This window comes from Pseudomonas sp. A39, assembly GCF_058145955.1.
The window spans coordinates 21869-42497 of sequence record NZ_JBYVMD010000025.1 but is presented as its reverse complement, the minus strand read 5'-3'; the positions used below and the strand labels follow the sequence as shown (position 1 = coordinate 42497).

The window sequence follows — 20629 nt, the reverse complement described above, 5'->3', positions numbered from 1 at the left end:
ATTTGAAATGGATCGCACAACAATGAACAACATCGAAGACATCTACTCCTTATCGCCGACCCAGCATGGTTTGCTGTTTCACAGCGTGGTCGAGCCGGACTCCCGGGTGTATTACCAGCAACTGAGCCTGGAGATGAACGGCCCGCTGCAATTGCCGGCATTTCGCGCGGCCTGGCAGGCGCTGATGCAACGCCACGCCGTGTTGCGCAGCGCGTTTTTGTGGGAAGACCTCGACGACGCTTATCAGGTGGTGCAAACCGACGTCGGGTTGCCCCTGAGCGAGCTGGACTGGCAAGGCCACGCCGACCCGAAAACCGCGCTGCAGCAATTGGCCCTGGAACAACGCGCACAACCGCTGGAGCTGAATGACTCGCCCCTGATGCGCCTGACCCTGGTGCGCCTGGAGCCGCAGCGCTGGCACCTGATCTGGACCTTCCACCACATCATCATGGACGGCTGGAGCGTCGGCATTGCGATCCAGGAATGGCTGGCGCTCTACTACGAACACGCCCATGGCCGCCCGGCCAACCTGGCGCCGACTCGCGCCTATCGCGACTACATCGCCTGGCTGGCGGAACAGGACATGGCCGCCACCGAAGGTTTTTGGCGTAACCAGTTGCAAGACGTCAGCGAACCGACGCCGCTGCCCGATTTCGGCCTGCGCCTGGTTCCCCCGACCGACGCACCGTGCGCCGAACGGGAAAACCGCCTGAGTGCCGACGAAACCGAGCAATTGGCACAGTTCGCCCGTCGCCATCACTTGACGCTCAATACCCTGATCCAAGGTGCCTGGGCCCTCTTGCTCGGCCAACACGCCGGGCGCGACGACGTGATCTACGGCGTGACTGTGGCCGGTCGCCCGGAAAACCTCGCGGCCGTCGACAGCACGGTCGGGCTGTTCATCAATACCCTGCCCCTGCGTGTGCAATGGGCCGACGGCCCAGCGCTGGTGGACTGGCTGCAACAGTTGCAGCACGCCAACAGCGACTTGCGCCACCACGCCTACCTGCCCCTGGGCAAGCTCAAGTCGATGAGCAAGATCGCGGCGGAGCAGGCGTTGTTCGATTCGATCCTGGTGTTCGAAAATTTTCCGGTCACCGATGCGCTCAACCAGGACGCCGGCGGCTTGAGCTTCGCCGACCCGAACCGTGAGCAGGCCACCGATGGGCTGGTCCTGACCCAAGGGCGCAACCATTTCCCGCTGTCGCTGATCGTGGTGCCGGGCGAACAGTTGCACTACCTGTTCAGCTACAACCGCAGCCGTTTCAGTGACGCCGAAATCACCCTGCTGTCGGCGCAGTTGCGCAACGTGCTATTGGCCATGGCCGCGCAACCTCAATGCCGTGTGGGCGAACTTGATTGGCTGGGGGCTGACGAACGCCAGCAGTTGCAAGCCCTGGGGTGTGGTACGCCGCTGGCTGTGCCTGAGGCGTGCCTGCACCAGCGCTTTGAACAACAGGTCGCCGCCGCCCCGGACCAACCGGCGATTCGCGACCGTGAAGGCGTACTCAGTTACGCCGAGCTGGACCAGCGCGCCAACCGCCTCAGCCATCACCTGCGCGCCCACGGCATCGGCCACCACAGCCTGGTCGCCCTCGCGCTTGAGCGCAGCGCCGACTTTGTCATCGCCTTGCTCGCCACGCTCAAGGCGGGTGCCGCCTACCTGCCGCTGGACCTGAAACAACCCGCCGGACGCCTGGCCGATGTGCTGCAAGACAGCCGCGCCGCCCTACTGATCGGCGCGACAGCTTCGCCCTTGTTGGCACGCTTGGCCGAGCACACGCCGTTGCTGAGCCTGGCCGAACAGGCCGAGGCCATCGCCGCGCAGCTGGGTACCTCGCCCGCCGTCGCCCACAGCCTGGATGACGCCGCCTACGTCATCTACACCTCGGGCTCCACCGGCACGCCAAAAGGGGTGGTGGTCGAGCACCGGGCAATCGTCGACTACCTGACGGCGGTGCACAGCGTGCTCAAGCCGCCCGCCGCCGCCCGCTACGGCCTGCTGTCGAGCATTGCCGCCGACCTTGGCCACACTCAACTGTTCGGCGCGCTGTGCAGCGGTGGCAGCCTGTTGCTGGTGGATGACGAGAGCGGTTTCAGCCCATTGGCCCTGGCGGAGCTGTTCAGCCAGCACCCGGTGGACGTGCTGAAAATCACCCCGAGTCATCTGAGCGGCCTGTTGCAGGCGTTGCCGGATGCACGTTTGTTGCCCCGGTCGCTGCTGGTATTTGGCGGCGATGCGCTGAGCCCGGCGTTGCTGGCGCAGGTCAACGGCTTGGCGCCGGGCCTACGAGTGTTCAACCATTATGGTCCGAGTGAAGCGACAGTCGGCGCAATTGCCACCGAACTCACGCCGGGTCAGCGCAGCATTGCCTTGGGCCGACCGCTGCCCAATCGTCAATTGCGGGTGGTGGATGCACAGGGTCGTGAGGTGGCGACAGGGGTGAGCGGTGAGCTGCTGATCAGCGGCGCCCTCGCCCGTGGCTACTTGCACCGTGACGACCTGAGCGCCGAGCGCTTCCTGCGCGATGAGCAGCAAAACCGCTGGTACCGCACCGGTGACCGCGTGCGCTGGTTGGTGGACGGCCAGCTGGCGTTCCTCGGCCGGGTCGACAGCCAGGTGAAGATTCGTGGCAACCGTCTGGAGTTGGGCGAAGTCGAGGCGCAGATCAAGCGCCTGTCGCCGCTGATCGAACAGGTCGTGGTGCGCGCGCTGGAACTGGACGGCAGCCTGCGCCTGGTCGCCTACCTGGTGGCCAGCCAGTCGCTGTCGGCCCTCAAGCTGCGCAATGACCTCGGCAACCGCGTGCCGGATTACATGGTGCCCGCGCACTTCATCACCCTGGATGAACTGCCCCTGACCCGTAACGGCAAGGTCGATGCACAGCGCCTGCCGCTGCCACCCACCACCGGCGATGACAGCGCCACCCATGTCGCCCCGCGCAATGAAGTAGAAACGTTGCTGGCGGCGATCTGGCAGGACGTGCTCAAACGCGAACAGGTCGGCGTGCACGATAACTTCTTCGCCATCGGCGGAGATTCGATCCTCAACCTGCAAATCATCGCGCGGGCCAACCAGCAAGGGCTCAAGCTCACGCCACGGCAGCTGTTCGAGAACCGCACCATCGCCGATATCGCCCGTGTGCTGGGCGCCGACGCCAGCCATGCCGTTGCCGAACAGCTCGCCGATGGCTATGCGTTGCCCCTGAGTGCCAGCCAACGCGCGCGCCTGGAACAAGGCCCATTGACCGCCACCTGGCGTTGCGTGGCACTGGCGCAACCGCTTGATCGCGACCTGCTCAGCCAGGCCCTTGGCGCCTTGCAACAGCATCACCAGGCGCTGCGCCTCGCGTTCGACGCGGACGGGCAACAGCGTGTGCTGGTCGCCCCCAAGGCGGCCGCGATCACGTCCGGCGACTACCACCCGGCGCAGCTGCACGCACTGGCTCAGGCGGGGGTCGACACGCTTGACCTGCGGGCAGGCCAAAGTCTGCATGCCAGCCTGCTCGGCGAGCATCTGTTATTGGCCGCGCACCCGCTGTGCGTGGATGAGAGCTCCTGGTCGTTGCTGCTGACGGACCTCAATCTGGCGCTGGCACAACTACGCTTGCAACGGCCGGTGCGGCTGTCCTACACCGGTGGCAACTTCACCCAATGGACACGCCATCAGCAAGCGCATGCCGAGAGCGATGCACTCGACGAGGCTTGGGAACACTGGCTGCAATACGCCGGGCTGGACACGCTGCAACTGCCTGACAGCCACCAGCCGAGCAGCGTGGTCGAGCAGAGCGTGAGCGCCGCGACCTCCAGCGAACTGAAACGCCTTACCGATGTTCTGCACCTGGACTGGAACAGCCTGTTGGCCACTGTCGTGGCCGAACAGTGCGGCGACGGTCTGTTGGCGTTGGACCTGTACGCCGCACGCCCTGCCACCGAACGTCTGCCGGTGGCGGCGCCCCTGGTACTTGCCGACCTTGAGCCAGCACTGATCGTCGGTGCGTTGGACCTGGCAGTACCGGTGTTCCTGCAAGCCGCCGGCGCGACTGCGCTGCAACGCCTGCAATCGGTGGCCGCACAACTGCGCGCCTACCCGCAACACGGCGTTGACTATGGTGCGCTGCGCTATCTGTCGGACAACACCTACCTGCAAGACCCCCTGCGCGATTTGCCGGCGGCACCGATTGCCGTGCACTGGCGCGGCGATTTCGACAGCCACCGTGAACAGCGAGGCCTGCTGGCACAGATCACCGCCGCCAATACGCCAGGGGCTTCGTCCCATGCCTTGCGCATCGATGCGCATTGGCAGGACGACCAACTGCACCTGCGTGTCGAAGGCGCGCTGGCCGCCGACTGGGCACCGCAACTGGCTGAACGCCTCAGCGCCCTGGCGGCCCTGCTCGCCGAGCCTGACCTGCGCCCCGCCAGCGAAGCCTTCCCGCTTTGCCACAAGCAGGCCACAACCCTCGCGGGCGAACCGCTGGATTGGCCGAATCTCGAAGACGTCTACCCGCTGTCGTCGATGCAACAAGGCATGCTGCTGCACACTTTGCTGCAACCCCACAGCGGCATCTACCTGATGCAACAGCGCTACAGCTGGGACGGCGTATTGCAACGCACGGCCATGGAAACCGCCTGGCGACTGTTTCTCGACCGTCACCCGATGATGCGCACCGCGTTCTGGTGGCAGGACGACCACGAACCGCTGCAATGCGTGTATCGCAAGACCGCCCCGGCGTTCGACTGGCAAGACTTGCGTCACCTGGATGACGCGCAGCAGCGCCAAGCCATGGACCAGGCCCTGGAAGCCCAGCGCGTGCAGGGCTTTGACATGAGCAGCGCGCCCTTAACTCACCTGCGGGTGTTCCAGCTCGATGAGCAGCGGTTTGCGGTGGTGCGCAGCTTCCACCATATCCTCACCGATGCCTGGTGCTTCGGCCTGCTGATGGAAGACCTGCTGGCGATCTATCAGGCCGTCGTGCGCCAGGAGCCGGTGGCGCGCCCGCGCTTGCGTTCGTTCCGTGGCTACATGAGCTGGCTGGAGCGCCAGGACATGGCGGCCGCGCACGCCTTTTGGCAAGCCGACCTGGCCGGTTTCAGCGAGCCGACGCCGCTGCATGTGGACGGTGCCCTCGCCCGCCCGGAGCAGGCGCCGGAACAGGTCGGCGACGTCGACCAGACCCTGAGCATCAGCCAGACCCAACGTTTGCAGCAGCTGTGCCAGCAGTACCAACTGACGCCCAACACCTGGATCCAGGGCGCCTGGGCACTGCTGCTGTCGCGTTACAGCGGCAACCGCGACGTGCTGTTCGGCGTCACCGTGGCCGGTCGCCCCACCGATCTGGCGGGGGTGGAGGAAATGGTCGGCCTGTTCATCAACAGCCTGCCCCTGCGCATCGACGTCGATCCTGAAGCGCCAGTCGGGGCCTGGCTGCAAGCCCTGCTGTCGCACAACGCACGCCTGCGTGAGCACGAAAGCGCTTCGCTGGTGGATATCCAGCGCAGCAGCAACGTGCCGCGCGGCCAGCCGTTGTTCGACAGCCTGGTGGTGTTCGAAAACGCGCCGTTGGATATCAGCAGCGTGCAACTGGATGCCTTCAGTATCGATATCTATGAAGATCGGGTGCACACCAACTTCCCGATGACGGTGGTGCTGTACCCCGGTGATCGCTTGGGCATTCGCCTGTCCTATGACAGCCAGCGCTTCAGCACCGACACGGTGCAGCGCATGCTCGGGCACTTGGTGCAATTGCTGTCGAGCATGCTCGACGCGCCAGAAGCGCCACTGGGCACGCTGCACATGCTGTCGGCCAGCGAACGCGAGCAACTGCAGGTGGAGTGGAACCGCAGCGAGGTCGATTTCCCGCTGGATCAAGGCTACGCCGCGCTGTTCGCCGAGCAGGTGCGCCGCCGGCCACAACAGATTGCTGCGGTGCACCTGCACGAATCCTTGACCTACGCCGAGCTGGACCGTCGCGCCAACGCCGTCGCCCATGCCTTGCAAGCCGCCGGCGCAGGCCCGGAAACCCTGGTGGCGCTGTTCGCCGAACGTGGCCTGGCGCTGCTGACGCTGATGATCGGTACACTCAAGGCCGGTGCCGCCTTCCAGGCGCTGGACATCCAACAGCCGGCCACACGCCTGGCCGAACTGCTGAGCTTGGGTGAAGCGCCACTGGTGCTGGTGTGCAACAAGGCCACCGCCGTGCTCGATGGCGTGCTGCCGCAGCTCCTCAAGCAGCCGAGGTGCCTGGTCGCCCAGACACTGTGGCAAGGCGAGGTCAAGCCGTCGGTCGACTACGTTCACACCCCCGACCAGTTGGCCTACGTGATTTTCACCTCTGGCTCCACCGGCACGCCAAAAGGCGTCATGGTTGAACAGCGCGGCATGCTCAATAACATCTTCGGCAAAGTCCCGGCCCTGGGCCTGGGTGAACATGACCGCCTCGCACAGACCGCTTCGCCGGCGTTCGACATTTGCGTGTGGCAGTTCCTCGCTGCACCGCTGGTGGGCGCGTGTGTGCACATCCTGCCGGACGCCCAGGCCCATGACCCGCTGGCCTTGCTCGATGCGGTCCAGGCGCAGCAGTTGACCCTGCTGGAAACCGTGCCGGCGCTGATCCGCGGCATGCTTCAGGAGGTGCGTGCACAAGACCACCTGGCCAGCCTGCGTTGGCTGCTGCCCACCGGCGAGGCACTGCCGCCGACGCTGGCACAGGATTGGTTCGCACGCTTCCCATCGACCCCTTTGATGAACGCCTACGGCCCCGCCGAGTGTTCGGATGACGTGGCCTTCTACCCGATTACCGAGGCGCCGAGCGACGACTGCCTGCACATGCCCATTGGCCGCCCGACGGCCAACAACCAGGTGTTCGTCCTGGATGCCGACCTGCGCTGCGTGCCGATCGGCGTACCGGGCGAACTGTGCATCGGTGGCGTCGGTGTCGGGCGTGGTTACCTGGGCGACCCGCAACGCACTCGCGAAGCCTTTGTCGCGCATCCCTTCCAGACGGGGGCGCGTCTGTACCGCAGCGGCGATATCGGCCGCCTGCGCGCCGATGGGGTGATTGAATACCTCGGCCGCCGCGACCAGCAGGTGAAGATCCGTGGTTATCGTATCGAACTGGGCGAGATCGAAAATCGCCTGATGCAGCATCCGGCAGTCGACAGCGCGGCGGTATTGGCGTTGCCCGACGCCCGTGGCGCGTTGCAACTGGTGGCCTGGTATGTCCTCGATGCTGCCGCCGACCTCGGCGGGCAAACCGCGCAATCCCTACTCACCGCGTACCTGGAGCGGCAACTGGCGAGCTATATGGTGCCGGCGCGCTGGCTGGCACTCGCGCAACTGCCGCTGAACGCCAACGGCAAGGTCGACCGGCGCGCGCTGGCGGCGCTGGATGTGCAGCAGGCCGAACCGGCGCAAGGCGTGGTGGTCGCGCCGCGTACGCCGACGGAAAAAGTCCTCGCCGAGCTGTGGCAGGACCTTCTCGGCGTGGCCGGCGTCGGTGTGCACGACGACTTCTTCGCCATCGGTGGGCATTCGTTACTGGCCACGCAGATGCTCTCGCGCATTCGTCGTCGCTTGAACGTCAGCCTGCCGCTGCGCACCTTGTTCGAAGGCGGCACCCTGGCGCAATTGGCGCAGGCGGTCGATCAGCAGGCCCAGGTGTCGGATGACAGCGAGATCGTGCCGGTGCCGCGTAACCAGACGCTGGCGTTGTCGTACGCCCAGCAACGGCTGTGGTTCCTCGACCGCTTCGAAGGGCCGAATGCGGCCTACAACATGTCCAGCGTGGTGCGCCTGCGCGGCGCGCTCGACATCGCGGCTCTGCAACAGGCGTTGCAGCGTGTGCTGGAGCGGCATGAAGCGCTGCGCACCACCTTCCACTTGAAAGGCGAGCAGCCGTGCCAAGTCATCAACGAAGCACCGACCCTTGACCTCACACCGGTCAACGTCGAGTCGCACGCCCTGCAAAGCGTGATTGACCGGCAATCGGCGCAGCCGTTCGACCTGCAACAGGCGCCGATGCTAAGGGCTCACCTGCTTCACCTGGGTACGGATGATCACGTGCTGCAACTGGTGTTGCACCATATCGCCACCGACGCGTGGTCCATGGGCATCCTGATCCAGGAACTGATCACCGGCTACCAGGCCTACGCCAGCGGCGTGAACCCAACCCTCCCGGCGCTGCCGATCCAGTACGCCGACTACGCCCAGTGGCAACGCAGCGAACCCCAACAACGTCAGTTGGCGCGGGCGATTGACTATTGGCGGCGCCAGCTCGACGGCGCACCGACCTTGATCGCGTTGCCGCTGGATGCCCCGCGTCCGACGCAGCCGGATTACCAAGGTGCGGCGTTGACCCAGCAGTTCAGCCCGGCACACACCCAGGTGCTCAAGGCGTATGCGCAACAGCACAAGGCCACGTTGTTCATGGTGTTGCTCAATGCCTTCAACAGCCTCTTGCAACGGGCGACCGGTGCGAACGACTTTATCGTCGGCACCGACCTGGCCAACCGCGAGCACTCGGCGCTGGAGCCGTTGATCGGCTTCTTCGTCAACGTGCTGCCGATTCGCGCACGCCTTGACGACAGCGACACCTTTGATCACCGCCTGCAACGCCTGCGCGAGGACTGCCTCGCCGCCTTCCAGCACCAGCAGGTGCCGTTCGACAAACTGGTCGAGACGTTGCAACCACCACGTACGCCTGGCGTCAACCCGCTGGTGCAGGTGCTGTTCGTGATGCAGAACACGCCGCAGGGCACGGCCAGCCTGTCGGGCCTGGCGGTGGAACACCTGGCGCCGCAGCAGGAAACCAGCAAATTCGACCTCGCGGTGTTTGTCGAGGAAGACGAGAACGGCCTGACTGTACGCTGGGTCTATCGCACCAGCGTGTTGAGCGCCCAGACCGTGGCTGATCTTGAGCACGGTTTCCAGGCCCTGCTGGACAACCTGAACCTGCAAGACTGGGTGTGGCGCCTGGCAGGCAACACCCAACCTGAACCCGTTGCAACCGACGACGCCCAGGCACGCAGCGCGCGCAAGCTGTCGAAAATGAGCAAGCTGAAAACCACCCGCGCCACCGCTGTGAGCCAACTCGCCCACGAACAGGTGCGCACGCGGACCTTGAGCGACGGCCAACCCCTGCCCCTGGTGATCGAACCACTGCTGGCCGACTTGGACCCGGTGCACTGGGCCGTACAGGCCCGCGAGTGGATCAATGTGCAACTGCGCACCCATGGTGGTCTGTTGTTCCGTGGCTTCAACCTGCCGGACGCGAGCGCCTTCGAGCAGTTCGCCCAGGCCATCGAGCCGGACTTGTACGGCACCTATGGCGACCTGCCGAAGAATAAATCCGGCAAGAACATCTACCACTCCACGCCGTACCCGGAACAACACATGATTCTGTTCCACAACGAGAGCTCACACCTGCCGCAATGGCCACGCAAGCAGTGGTTCTTCTGCGAGATCCCGGCACCACGCGGTGGTTGCACGCCGATCGTCGATTGCCGCCAAGTGCTGGCGCAATTGCCGCCGGCCATCGTTGAGCGCTTCAAAGCATTGGGCCTGCTGTATGTGCGGCACTTCACCGACAAGCTGGATGTGCGCTGGCAGGACTTCTTCAAGACCGAGCAGCGTGAAGAGGTTGAACGCCAATGCTTGCTATCGGGCATGCAGTGGGAATGGCTGGGAGACGACAACCTGAAGATTGCCCAGCACTGCCCGGCGATCGTCGCGCACCCGGATACCGGTGAGGCGTCGTTCTTCAACCAGGTGCAACTGCATCACAGCGCCTGCCTGGAAGCGGAGGTGCGCAGCAACCTGATTAACCTGTTTGGCGCCGGCAACCTGCCGCGCAATGTGTATTACGGCGATGGCAGTGTGATCGAGGATGCGGTGATGGACGTGATCGGTGCAGCGTACGAGGCCTGTGCGGTGCGCTTCGACTGGCAAAAAGGCGACATGGTGATGCTCGACAATATGCTGGTGGCGCATGCCCGCGACCCGTTTGAGGGCGAGCGCAAGATCTGCGTCGCCATGGGCCAGATGATGAACCGCGAACAACTGAACCGCGCAGGGGAGCAGGCATGAGCAACTACCAAGCGGCGTTCGCCCTGTCGCCACAGCAACGCAGCCAATGGCTGGCGAACGCGCCGCCGGCACGCCTGACCCTGGAAGTGCACGGCGCCGCTGCACTGGCACAACTGCGTGAACGGCTGGCAGCGCTGAGCGCCGTTCATGATGCGCTGCGCCTGCAAACACGGCCTGAGCCGGGGTTGCAGGTGCCGTTGCAAATCGTCGCGCAGTCCAGCGCCATCAGCCTCGACGTGCAATTGCTGGCGGCGGATGTCTACCGCGTCACATTGCAAGTGCCCGCCCTGGCCGCCGACCGTGGGACGTTGCTGCGTCTGGCAAAAGCGTTGGGTTCGGCACAGGCGCCGATACCTGACGACGAGGCCATGACCTACACCCAATACAGCGCCTGGATTCACGACTTGCAGGCGGATGAAGACGCCGCACAAGGTCGGCAATACTGGGCTGGCCTGGCGCTGGGCGAGCAGGCCGCTACCGAGTTGCTGTACCGCGAGGCGCGTAGCGATCAGGCCGATACGCCGCTGACCACCAGGGTCATGCTCGATCCTGCCTTGAGCGCCGCGTTGCACCGTCATGCCGCGCCTGCCGAGCAGCTGTTGATGACCGCCTGGGGCGTGTTGTTGCAGCGCTTGAGCGCCAATGACAACGCGGCCCTCACCCTGAATTGGGTGCATGACTGCCGTGACGACTATGAAGAACTCGCCGACTGCTGGGGCCTGTTCGCCAAGGCCCTGCCTCTGCCGTGGCAACCGGCTGTCGAGCGGCCATTCACCCAGGCGCTGGCGACGCTGCAAGTGCTCTGCGAGCAGGCGGGCGAATGGCAGGAATACTCGCTGCCGGTTGAGGCCGCGCCTTATGGTTTCCAGTGGAGCCCTGGGTTCGATCGTGCGGGCAGCGCGTTCAAGGTGCTGGAGATCGATGCCATCCCCGCCGGCATGGAGCTGCTGCTGGTGGCCGAAGCACAGGGCGCCGACGGTTATCGCCTGACGCTGTGCCATCAAGCCCGGCACTACAGCATCCAGGCCGCGCAGACCTTGCTGGAGCAAGTGCAGTCGCTGCTGCTCGACGCCCTCACCCATCCCGCCAAGCCCCTTGCCGAGCTGTCACTGCACGCAGCGGGCTTTGCGGCAACGCTGGCGGCTCGCCAGCAGCAGGTCGCACCGCCCTTTGTCAGCGTACCGGCGCGCTTCAACGCGTGTGCCACCAGCGTTGCCGAACACCTGGCGCTGCGCGACGCCGGCCAGCACCTGAGCTACGCCGAACTGCATGCGCGCAGCAACCAGTTGGCGCATTACCTGATGGCCCAGGGTATTGGCCGCGAAGATCGCGTGGCCTTGTACCTGGACCGTTCGGCGCAGATGGTCTTGGCGATGCTCGCCGTGCTCAAGAGCGGCGCGGCGTTTGTACCGTTGGACGTGCACCAGCCCGCACAACGCTCCCTGGCGATCCTGCAACAGGCGCAGCCGCGCTGGGTGTTCACCGGTGCCGCCGGCGATGCAGCTGCGCTGGCATCGATGGGCAGCCTTGATATTCGCAACACCGCCGTTTGGCAACAGGCGCCCATGACCGACGTTGCCCATGACATAAAGCCCGGGGATGCCGCCTACGTGCTGTTCACCTCAGGCAGCACCGGCTTGCCGAAAGGCGTGATCGTCGAACATGCGCAACTGGCCAGCTACGTGTCGAGCGTGTCCTCGCGCCTGCACCTGCAAGCCGGTGAACGCAGTGCGGTGGTCACTTCGCTGGCAGCGGACCTGGGCTACACCCTGCTGTTTCCGACGCTGCTGAGCGGCGGCGAACTGCACATCATCGACAAGGACACCGCCATGGACGCCCAGGCTTGGGCCGCGTGGCAGGCGCAGTACCCCATCGATCATTTGAAAATCGTCCCGTCGTTGCTCGACGCCTGGCTGATCCACACGCAAAGCGCCGTCGTGCTGCCGCGCAAGCAACTGATCCTGGGCGGCGAAACCTGTTCGCGGCGCCTGTTGCAATCGGTCCGCGCATTCGCACCGGCACTGACGGTGTTCAACCACTACGGGCCGACCGAAACCACCGTTGGGGTGGTGATGCACAAGGTCGATCCGGCCTGTGACTACCGACGCCTGCCCCTGGACGACCGCCTCGATGGCGTGCGCCTGTATCTGCTCGACGAGCAGCAACAACTGGCCGCACCTGGGCAAAACGCTGAACTGTATATCGCCGGCCCGCAGTTGGCGCGCGGCTACCTTGATGCGCAACACGACGACGGGCGCTTTATCCAGCGCAATGGCGAGCGCCTGTACCGCACCGGTGACCGTGCGCGTTATCGGCATGACGCCAGCCTGGAAATCACTGGGCGCACCGATCGCCAGGTCAAAGTGCGTGGGTTCCGCGTCGAGCTCGACGAGATCCAGGCCCAGTTGGCCAGCCTGCCGGGCGTGGCCCAGGCGGCGGTGGAGTGTCTGCCTAAAGGTGAGCTGGGCCAGCAACTGTTTGCGTTCCTGACCCTTGCGCCAGGCCACACGGTGACGGTGGCACACCTGCATGGCCAGGCGCAGGACCGTCTGCCGGATTACATGCTACCGAACGTGCGTATCGTTGAAGCGCTGCCGTTGATGGGCAATGGCAAGCTCGACCGCAAGACCCTGCAGCAATGGGCTGACAAGGTGCTCGACAACGTTGGCGGCGCTCTGCCACGTACGCCCTTGGAGGCGTTGCTCGCCGAGGTTTGGGCACAGGTGCTGGGCCTGGAACGGGTGGGGATCGAGGATGACTTCTTCGCCCTGGGCGGGCACTCGCTGGCAGCGGTGAGCCTGGCGAGCCGCTTGCAGACGGTACTGTCGGCACCGGTCACGGTGAATGCGGTGTTCAATGCGCCAAGCGTGGCGGCATTTGCAGCGCTGGTGCAGGCGCAGTTCACGTTGTCGCCGCTGGTGCGGCTGTCGGCGGCGGGACCGGGCATTAACCTGTTCTGCTTCCACCCATCCACCGGCCATGTGCAGGATTACCGCGCGCTGCTGCCCCATCTGCCGGACTGGCAAGTGTGGGGCTTGCAGGCGGCATATCTGGGCGACGACAGCACGGCGCTCAATGGCAATATCGATAGCCTTGCGGCACTGTATGTCGAGCAACTGCGCCAGCAGCAACCCCACGGCCCGTATCATTTGCTGGGGTTTTCCCTCGGCGGGCTGCTGGCGATCACGGCGGCGGCGCAGCTGGAAAAGTGCGGCGAACGGGTGGCGTTTCTCGGCATCCTCGACTCGCAATACCAGCGGCAGGCCGAGGAAGACAGCGTCGAGACGTTGCTGGACTCGGCCGCGCAGGCGCTCACGGTGGAAAGCCAGGCGCGGCTGCGCAATTTGCCGGCGCCGGTATCCACCGCGTTGATCGCACGATTGGCTACACTGCCCGCCGCCGAGCGCCTGCCCGCGCTGGCGCAATGGGCACACCAGCAAGGCCTGCAACTGGAGGGCGACAGCTGGGAACACCTGCACACACGCCTCGGTTACCAGCAACAGACGCAGCAGTTGCTCGCCAGCTTCCAGCCGCCACGGCTTAGCTGCCCGGTGCATATCTGGTGGGCCGATACCACCCTGCAAGCGGCGGACTTTACCGATCCGCAGTGGGAACAGCTCAGCAGCGGGCCTTGGTTCCGTGACGTGGTGCAGGCGCAACACTTGAACATCCTGGAACAACCCACGGTGCATCAACAATTGGTCGTCGGCCTCGCGGCCCTGGCGACAGACGGAGCGGTTTGAATGGATTTGCTGATTCTCATGGCCAAGCGCTCGTGGCGCGCCCTGTTGGTGGCGACGCTGACCGGCCTGGCCTGCGGGCTTGCGGCAGCAGGGTTGATCGCGATGATCAACCACAGCCTCACGGTGTTCGATCAACTGCGCCCGATTGACGGCCTGTACTTCGGTGGCCTGGTGCTGCTGGTGGCGGTGTCGCGGATTATTTCCGATATCAGCCTGCTGCGCCTGGGCCAGGCGGCGGTCAACGATATGCGCCTGCACCTGAGCGCCAAGCTGATCGACACGCCCTATGCGCAATTGCAGCGCCTGGGCAAACACCGGTTGCTGGCGATGTTGACCGATGACACGCAAACCATCAGCCAGGCGGTAGAGCTGGTGCCGATCCTGCTGGTCAACGGCGGGATCATCATCGCTTGCCTGGGTTACCTGGGGTGGTTGAGCTTGCCGTTGCTGGGCTTGACGGTGTTGCTGATCGTGCTCGGCAGCCTGAGTTTCAACTGGCCGCAACGCCGGGCGCTGACGTCGATCTCGCGCGCGCGTGAACTCAAGGACCAGCTGTTCGAGCACTACCGCTTGCTGACCGACGGCAGCAAGGAGCTGCAGCTCAATCATCCGCGTCGCCAGCACTTCTTCACGCGCCTGCTGCTGCCGGTCAGCCAGCAATACCGTCGCGACTTTGTGCGTGGCATGAGCATCTATGCCGTGGTGCTGAACTGGGGCAACGCGGTGTTCTACCTGCTGATCGGCATGGTGCTGTTTGCCGCACCGCACTTTATCGAATTGAGCGTGAGCCTGGTCACCGGCTATATCCTCGCGATTTTGTACATGATCACTCCGCTCTCAGAGTTGATGCACGCCCTGCCGACCCTGGGCCGCGCCAGCGTGGCGTTGAACAAGATCCGCGCCCTGGAAGGCGAAATGCAGGGTGCCAGCGAAACCCTGGAAACCTTCGCACCGACCCAGGTGCGCAGCCTGGTATGCCGCGATGTGACCCACACCTACTACCGCGAACGCGAAGACGGCCACTTCACCCTCGGGCCCATCAACGTCACCTTGAAGGCGAGCGAGACGGTGTTCATCACCGGTGGCAACGGCAGCGGCAAGACCACCCTGGCGTTGTTGTTGACCGGTCTGTATCGCCCGGAAAGCGGCGACGTGATGCTCGATGAGCAGGTGTCGTCCAGCCAAGACAACCACCATTTCCGACAGCACTTCTCGGCGATCTTTACCGACTTCTGCCTGTTCGAAAACCTGTTCGACGGCGACGACCCGCAGTTGGTGCAGCAGGCCCAGGATTACCTGGTGCACCTGCAATTGGATCACAAGGTGCAAATCGACCAGGGCCGCCTGACCACGTTGGCGCTGTCCACCGGGCAACGTAAGCGCCTGGCGCTGCTCAGTGCTTATCTGGATGACCGTCCGTGCTACCTGTTCGATGAATGGGCAGCGGACCAAGACCCGGTGTTCAAGCACTTCTTCTACACCCGCATCCTGTCGGACCTGCGCGCGCGCGGCAAACTGGTGATTGTGATTTCCCACGACGATGCCTATTTCGGCCTTGCCGATCGCTTGTTGCGCATTGAGCATGGGCGCCTGAGCGAAGCACCATTGACGGCCAGTGCCGCTCAGTCGTAGAGGGAGTGCAGGTAGCTGACCTGCTCCGCCAGGGGCAGGCGGTGCAATTTGGGGCAGGATTCGCACAGTACCAGCGGCTCGCCCTCGACCAGCGGGTGCAGTTGGTAATGCAGGCAACAATGGCGACGCAGCGGCAGGCGCGGGCAAATGTCCGGTGCGGGCGACGGCACCTGGCGTTGCAGGCCGCGCAACTTCAAGCGTCCGTGGTTGACGCTGACCGGTTCCAGCCAGCGGTGCACCTCGGCAAAGCCTGGGCGGGACAGGTCGGGGTCGAACCGGTCGAACGCGCCGTCCCAGATCGCGACGAAATTACCCCACAGGATCTTCGGCGCCAAGCCACCGGCCGCCGCCAGGGTGGCGAACAACGGTGCCAGGTGCTCGTGCACCCAGCGCGAGAGGTAGAGGTCGTGTTCGGGCGGCGTGAGTGGCGGCAAGCAGTTGGCGAAGTGCAACGCCAAGGGCTGCCCGGCATCCAGGCGCAACACGTTGTCATCCGTCCAGAAGTCGATCGCCTGTTGGCGCGTGAGCACGCAGGCCAAGGTTGCCGGCACCACGATGCTCATGTAGTTCATCGACCACTGCGACACCACCGCCGGCTTGTTGATGCCGGGATAACGCTGGGCAAACTCGGCCAGCACGGGCTGCAGTAAAGCAGGCTCGGCCACGCGGCTCAACGGGAGGAAAGGCTGGTCATTCGGCTCAAGCTGGATGACCCGTTGTAGGGGGGGCCATGCCTGCTTGAGCCAGTCTGGAAATTCGATAACGGGGCTCCTGTCGCTTTCCCTTATGAATGCAAGCGATTAGCATTGGCAGATCCTATCCTCCCTATCCTGCAAACTCAACGTCGCCAGCGACCGGACCTCTTCAGCCCCCATGCATACACTTCGCACTTTCTGGCGCCTGGCACGGCCTTTCTGGACCTCCGAACAGAAATACCCGGCCCTGCTATTGCTGCTGGCCACGGTGGCGATGAACCTGTGCCTAGTGGGTGTCAATATCCTCAATAATTTCTGGAACCTGCATTTTTATAATGCACTGCAGGAAAAGGACTACCCGGGCTTCCTGCTGGGCGGCCTGCAATTCATCCTGCTCCAGATCGGCCTGGCGGCCTTTACCGTCGGCGCGTTTCACTTTCAGCAGAAACTGACCTTGCTGTGGCGACGCTGGTCGACGCGCAACCTGCTCGCGCAATGGCTCGACAGCCAGCGCTACCAGAAGCTGAAATTGACGGAGACCGAGGTAGACAACCCCGACCAGCGCATCGCCGAAGATATCGACCTGTTTATCATCAAGTCGCTGAAGCTGAGCCTGGGGCTGCTGACGGCGGTGGTGTCGCTTTTTTCATTCCTGAATATTCTCTGGCAGGCCTCGGGCCTGGTCAGCATTCCATGGGGCGATGAAGGCCTGGTGATTCCTGGGCTGCTGGTGTGGGTGGCGTTGCTCTACGCACTGTTGGGCACCGGTTTCGCCTTCTGGCTCGGCCGCGCCCTGCCCCATCTGAACTTCATGCAGCAGCGGCGCGAGGCCGATTTCCGTTTCTCATTGATGCGCCTGCGAGAGAACGCCGATTCGGTTGCCCAGTACCGGGGCGAGGCTGTGGAAAGCCAGCGCTTCAACCAGCGCCTGGAAGCGGCTTTGCAGAACTTCTGGGTCCTGGTGAAAAAACAGAAGCTGATCATGGGTTACTCGACCTTCTACCTGCGCAGTGCCACGGTCATCCCGATGTTCATCATGGCCCCGCAGTTTTTCGCCGGGGCCTTCCCCCTTGGTCGTCTCACCCAGATCAGCGCGGCGTTTGGCGAAGTGCATGCCGCCGTGGCCTATCTGGTTGGCGTATTCCCGGAACTGGCCGAATGGAAGTCGGTAGTTGATCGGCTGGATGGTTTCCAGAACCGCCTGGATAACGTCAAGGTCGACTCCGACGTCGTACTGACGCAACGGTCCGATGGCCTGCACATTCGCAACCTGGCCATCTGGCTGCCTGACGGGCGACGACTGTTTGAAGGTTTCAACCTGACGCTCAAGCCCGGCGACAGCCTACTGATCAAGGCACCCTCGGGATACGGCAAGTCCACGCTGATTCGCGCCGTCACCGGCCTCTGGCACCATGCTTCAGGCTCCGTTGCCTATGACCGCGACCGCGCCCTCACCCTCTCGCAAAAAACCTATCTGCCCCTGGGCAGCTTGCGCGAGACGCTGTGGTACCCCCACCCAGCCCATGAGGAACAGGACGCCGTGTTGCAGCAGATCATGCGGCAAGTCGGCCTGGAACACCTGGACACCCAACTGGCCCAGGAACGCGACTGGGCGCAAACCCTGAGCCTCGGCGAACAACAGCGCTGTGCCTTCGTACGCGCACTCCTGGCTCGCCCTGCGGTGCTGTTTCTAGACGAGAGCAGCGCAGCGATGGATGCCGCCAATGAGGCGCGTTGTTACCAGCTACTCAAAGACATGCTGCCGGATACGATCCTGATCAGCGTCGGCCACCACGCCTCACTGGAGCGCTTTCATGGCCAAGTCCTGGAATTGCAAGATGAGGTGGAATGGGTGCATAGAGCGGTGAGTCGAACGGTGTGAGTGAAAAAACGACTGACCCAACCGGGGACAAGGTTGGGGGCATTGCACCTTGTGCCATTTAGAAACTCCCTTTTACTTGATGATCGCGTACACGCCCGGACGGGATAACAGATACAGCCAGGCCGCTGAGGTTGTTCCTTGAGCAGCTTTGACCAGCAGCGCCATATGCGCGAGATATCCCCTGGCCACATACGGGTGTGCTGCAAAATAACCACGACATTCAGGCGTTCTCAGCGAAAAGATCAGCCCTCCGCTCGTTTCAATTCTTGCCAGTTGATCTTCGGCAAAACGCTTGGCCTCGCCGGGGGGTAACGTAGACAGGTACTGGGTGTCCTTGATGACCTGGGAAGTCTCATACTTTGCCGGGCATGGCTGCGCCTGCAGAATGTTGTAACGCGCATAACCTTGGACGACGTTCCGTGCTGCCTGCACATCCGTGGTATTGATCAGCAGAAAATTGGCGACGGTCAAACTGATAGTCAGGCATTTTTCATTGATTTCCTGGCACAGTTTTAACGCTCGAACGCTGTCGTACATCTGCTCGTCGGGTGATAAATGCAGCGATTTGATGTAGAGCGAATCCTCATCCGACGGGGTGTATTCGGAAGCCCTCAAAATGGCTTCGCCGCCGACGAGATCGACCACCCAACGTACTTTCTGCGACTCTGAATACAGCCAGATACCGTAACCCGCAACAACAGCGATGAGCATCCCCACCGTCAAAAACAGGTGAGGTTTTTTCGTCCGAGGCACATTCCACCTCTGTGAATAAGCAGATCCATTGTTTGTCAGCTAGCCAGGTGCCCTGACAACCCATTCCAAATCAGACGACCATCCCGATAAAACGGCCTTCTGCCGACACCGAGGGATCGTTCCCACGCTCCAGCGTGGTAGCGATCAAGCCGAAACTCCCATCGTACAAAACCGGGATTAGAAAACACCCATAAGAACTACTCTCTGACCTGAGAAAAAGTAACCACTGGACCCTATTCCTGATCAGACACTATCGCTTGCACACGAAATTTCTTTTCTGGAAATTTACATGACCCTTGTCGACACATTCTCGCTTGCACCGTCCCCCGGAGAGTGCTGGCACGCTCGCCTTCGGACAGCGCGTCGGCGCTGTTGGTCTTCGAGCAGGCGATCCTGGCGGTCACGGATCAGGTTGGTAACGCCTGGCATGTGGTTGGACGCCCGGCTTGTTGATCAAGAACAAAACGCTCGACTTGCGAATGAATGCACATCAAAGCGCATTCAGTTGTACGACAACAAAACGACACATGATAGTATTTCTCATGCAGCGGACGTTCGATTCGCTGCACCGATGACACGGACGTCCGCTCGAGAAACACGCCACACCTGTGCGTGTTTAAAACCTCAAGTTAATCAAGGATCTGATTATTCATGACAACACCATCAACCTTCACCGCGTGCAAACTGGCCAGTGCTATTTTCGGCGTACTCGTGCTTGGCAGCTTGCCGGCTCACGCTGCGGACATTTGGCTGGATTCGGCCACGACCGGATGGGCCACTCAGAATGGCGGCACCAAGGGCGGCTCCAAGGCCGCCGCGGCTAACATCTACACGGTCAAAAACGCTGCCGAGTTGAAAACCGCACTGAGTGCTTCGGTGGGAACCAACGGACGCATCATCAAGATCACCGGCGTGATCGACGTCAGTGAAGGCAAGGCTTATACGACGACTGCGGATATGAAGAAGCGTGGCCGCCTGGATATTCCCGGCAAAACCACCATCGTCGGCACCAGCAGCACCGCCGAAATCCGCGAGGGTTTCTTCTACGCCAAAGAAAACGACGTGATCATTCGCAACCTCACCATCGAGAACCCTTGGGACCCAGAGCCGATCTGGGATGCCAATGATGGCAAGGAAGGTAACTGGAACTCCGAATACGATGGTTTGACCATCGAAGGCGCCAACAATGTGTGGGTTGACCATGTCACCTTCACCGACGGCCGCCGCACCGATGCGCAGAACGGCACCGCTAACGGTCGCCCGAAACAGCACCACGACGGCGCCCTGGACGTGAAAAACGGCGCCAACTACGTGACCATTTCGTACACAGCCTTCAAGTCCCACGAGAAGAACAACCTGATCGGTTCGAGCGACAGCCGCACCACCGATGACGGCAAGCTCAAGGTGACGATCCACAACTCCCTGTTCGAGAACATTTCGGCCCGCGCCCCGCGCGTGCGCTTCGGCCAGGTGCACCTGTACAACAACTACCACGTGGGTAGCACCAGCGATAAGGTCTACCCCTTCTCGTATGCGCATGGCGTCGGCAAAGGCTCGAAAATCTTCTCCGAGAAAAACGCGTTCGAGATCAGCGGCATCAGCGGCTGCGACAAAATCGCCGGCGACTACGGTGGCAGCGTATACCGCGACAGCGGCTCGACCCTCAATGGCAGCGCCTTGACCTGCCCCTGGACCGCAAGCATCGGCTGGACCCCGCCTTACAACTACACACCGCTGGCGGCGGACAAAGTCGCTGCAGACGTCAAGGCCAAGGCCGGCGCCGGCAAGCTCTGACTGAACGGTTGTACCCAGTAAAAAGAAGCCCTCGGTGACGGGG

At 63.1% G+C, this 20629-nt stretch carries 7 protein-coding genes; 5 read left to right on the top strand and 2 right to left on the bottom strand.

Annotated features, from left to right (window positions below):
* Positions 1-22 precede the first annotated feature (22 nt).
* From AC3ZU9_RS19090 to AC3ZU9_RS19080, 3 genes are read left to right on the top strand one after another with little or no spacing between them, the layout of a single operon-like run.
* Complete coding sequence (locus tag AC3ZU9_RS19090; protein WP_490091180.1) at positions 23-10087, top strand: non-ribosomal peptide synthetase; 10065 nt, start codon at positions 23-25, stop codon at positions 10085-10087.
* A complete protein-coding gene (locus AC3ZU9_RS19085; protein WP_490091179.1) occupies positions 10084-13830 on the top strand; it encodes a non-ribosomal peptide synthetase in 3747 nt (1248 codons plus the stop codon). The genes AC3ZU9_RS19090 and AC3ZU9_RS19085 overlap by 4 nt, the downstream gene beginning before the upstream one ends.
* Entirely contained in the window at positions 13831-15462 is a 1632-nt protein-coding gene (locus AC3ZU9_RS19080; protein WP_102061444.1) for a cyclic peptide export ABC transporter, read from the top strand.
* On the opposite strand, the gene fhuF is transcribed toward AC3ZU9_RS19080, so the two are convergent.
* Entirely contained in the window at positions 15453-16136 is a 684-nt protein-coding gene (fhuF, locus tag AC3ZU9_RS19075; RefSeq protein WP_191628113.1) for a siderophore-iron reductase FhuF, read from the bottom strand. The two genes, AC3ZU9_RS19080 and fhuF, sit on opposite strands and share 10 nt — an antisense overlap.
* A 199-nt stretch (positions 16137-16335) precedes the next feature.
* On the opposite strand from fhuF, the gene AC3ZU9_RS19070 reads away from it, so the two are divergent.
* Positions 16336-18039: an ABC transporter ATP-binding protein/permease gene (locus tag AC3ZU9_RS19070; protein ID WP_490091178.1), complete on the top strand. Its 1704-nt coding sequence runs from the start codon at positions 16336-16338 to the stop codon at positions 18037-18039.
* 72 nt (positions 18040-18111) lie between these two features.
* On the opposite strand, the gene AC3ZU9_RS19065 is transcribed toward AC3ZU9_RS19070, so the two are convergent.
* Positions 18112-18792 (bottom strand): hypothetical protein, encoded by a 681-nt coding sequence (locus AC3ZU9_RS19065; RefSeq protein ID WP_145994233.1) that lies wholly within the window; start codon positions 18790-18792, stop codon positions 18112-18114.
* Between the two features lie 651 nt (positions 18793-19443).
* On the opposite strand from AC3ZU9_RS19065, the gene AC3ZU9_RS19060 reads away from it, so the two are divergent.
* Positions 19444-20586, top strand: coding sequence for a pectate lyase family protein (locus tag AC3ZU9_RS19060; RefSeq protein WP_012724392.1), 1143 nt, complete (start codon positions 19444-19446; stop codon positions 20584-20586).
* Positions 20587-20629 lie beyond the last annotated feature (43 nt).

Coding starts and splice junctions, on each gene's coding strand:
- AC3ZU9_RS19085 (WP_490091179.1), top strand. CDS start 10,084: ATGAGCAACTACCAAGCGGCGTTCGCCCTGTCGCCACAGCAACGCAGC.
- AC3ZU9_RS19080 (WP_102061444.1), top strand. CDS start 13,831: ATGGATTTGCTGATTCTCATGGCCAAGCGCTCGTGGCGCGCCCTGTTG.
- AC3ZU9_RS19090 (WP_490091180.1), top strand. CDS start 23: ATGAACAACATCGAAGACATCTACTCCTTATCGCCGACCCAGCATGGT.
- AC3ZU9_RS19070 (WP_490091178.1), top strand. CDS start 16,336: ATGCATACACTTCGCACTTTCTGGCGCCTGGCACGGCCTTTCTGGACC.
- AC3ZU9_RS19060 (WP_012724392.1), top strand. CDS start 19,444: ATGACAACACCATCAACCTTCACCGCGTGCAAACTGGCCAGTGCTATT.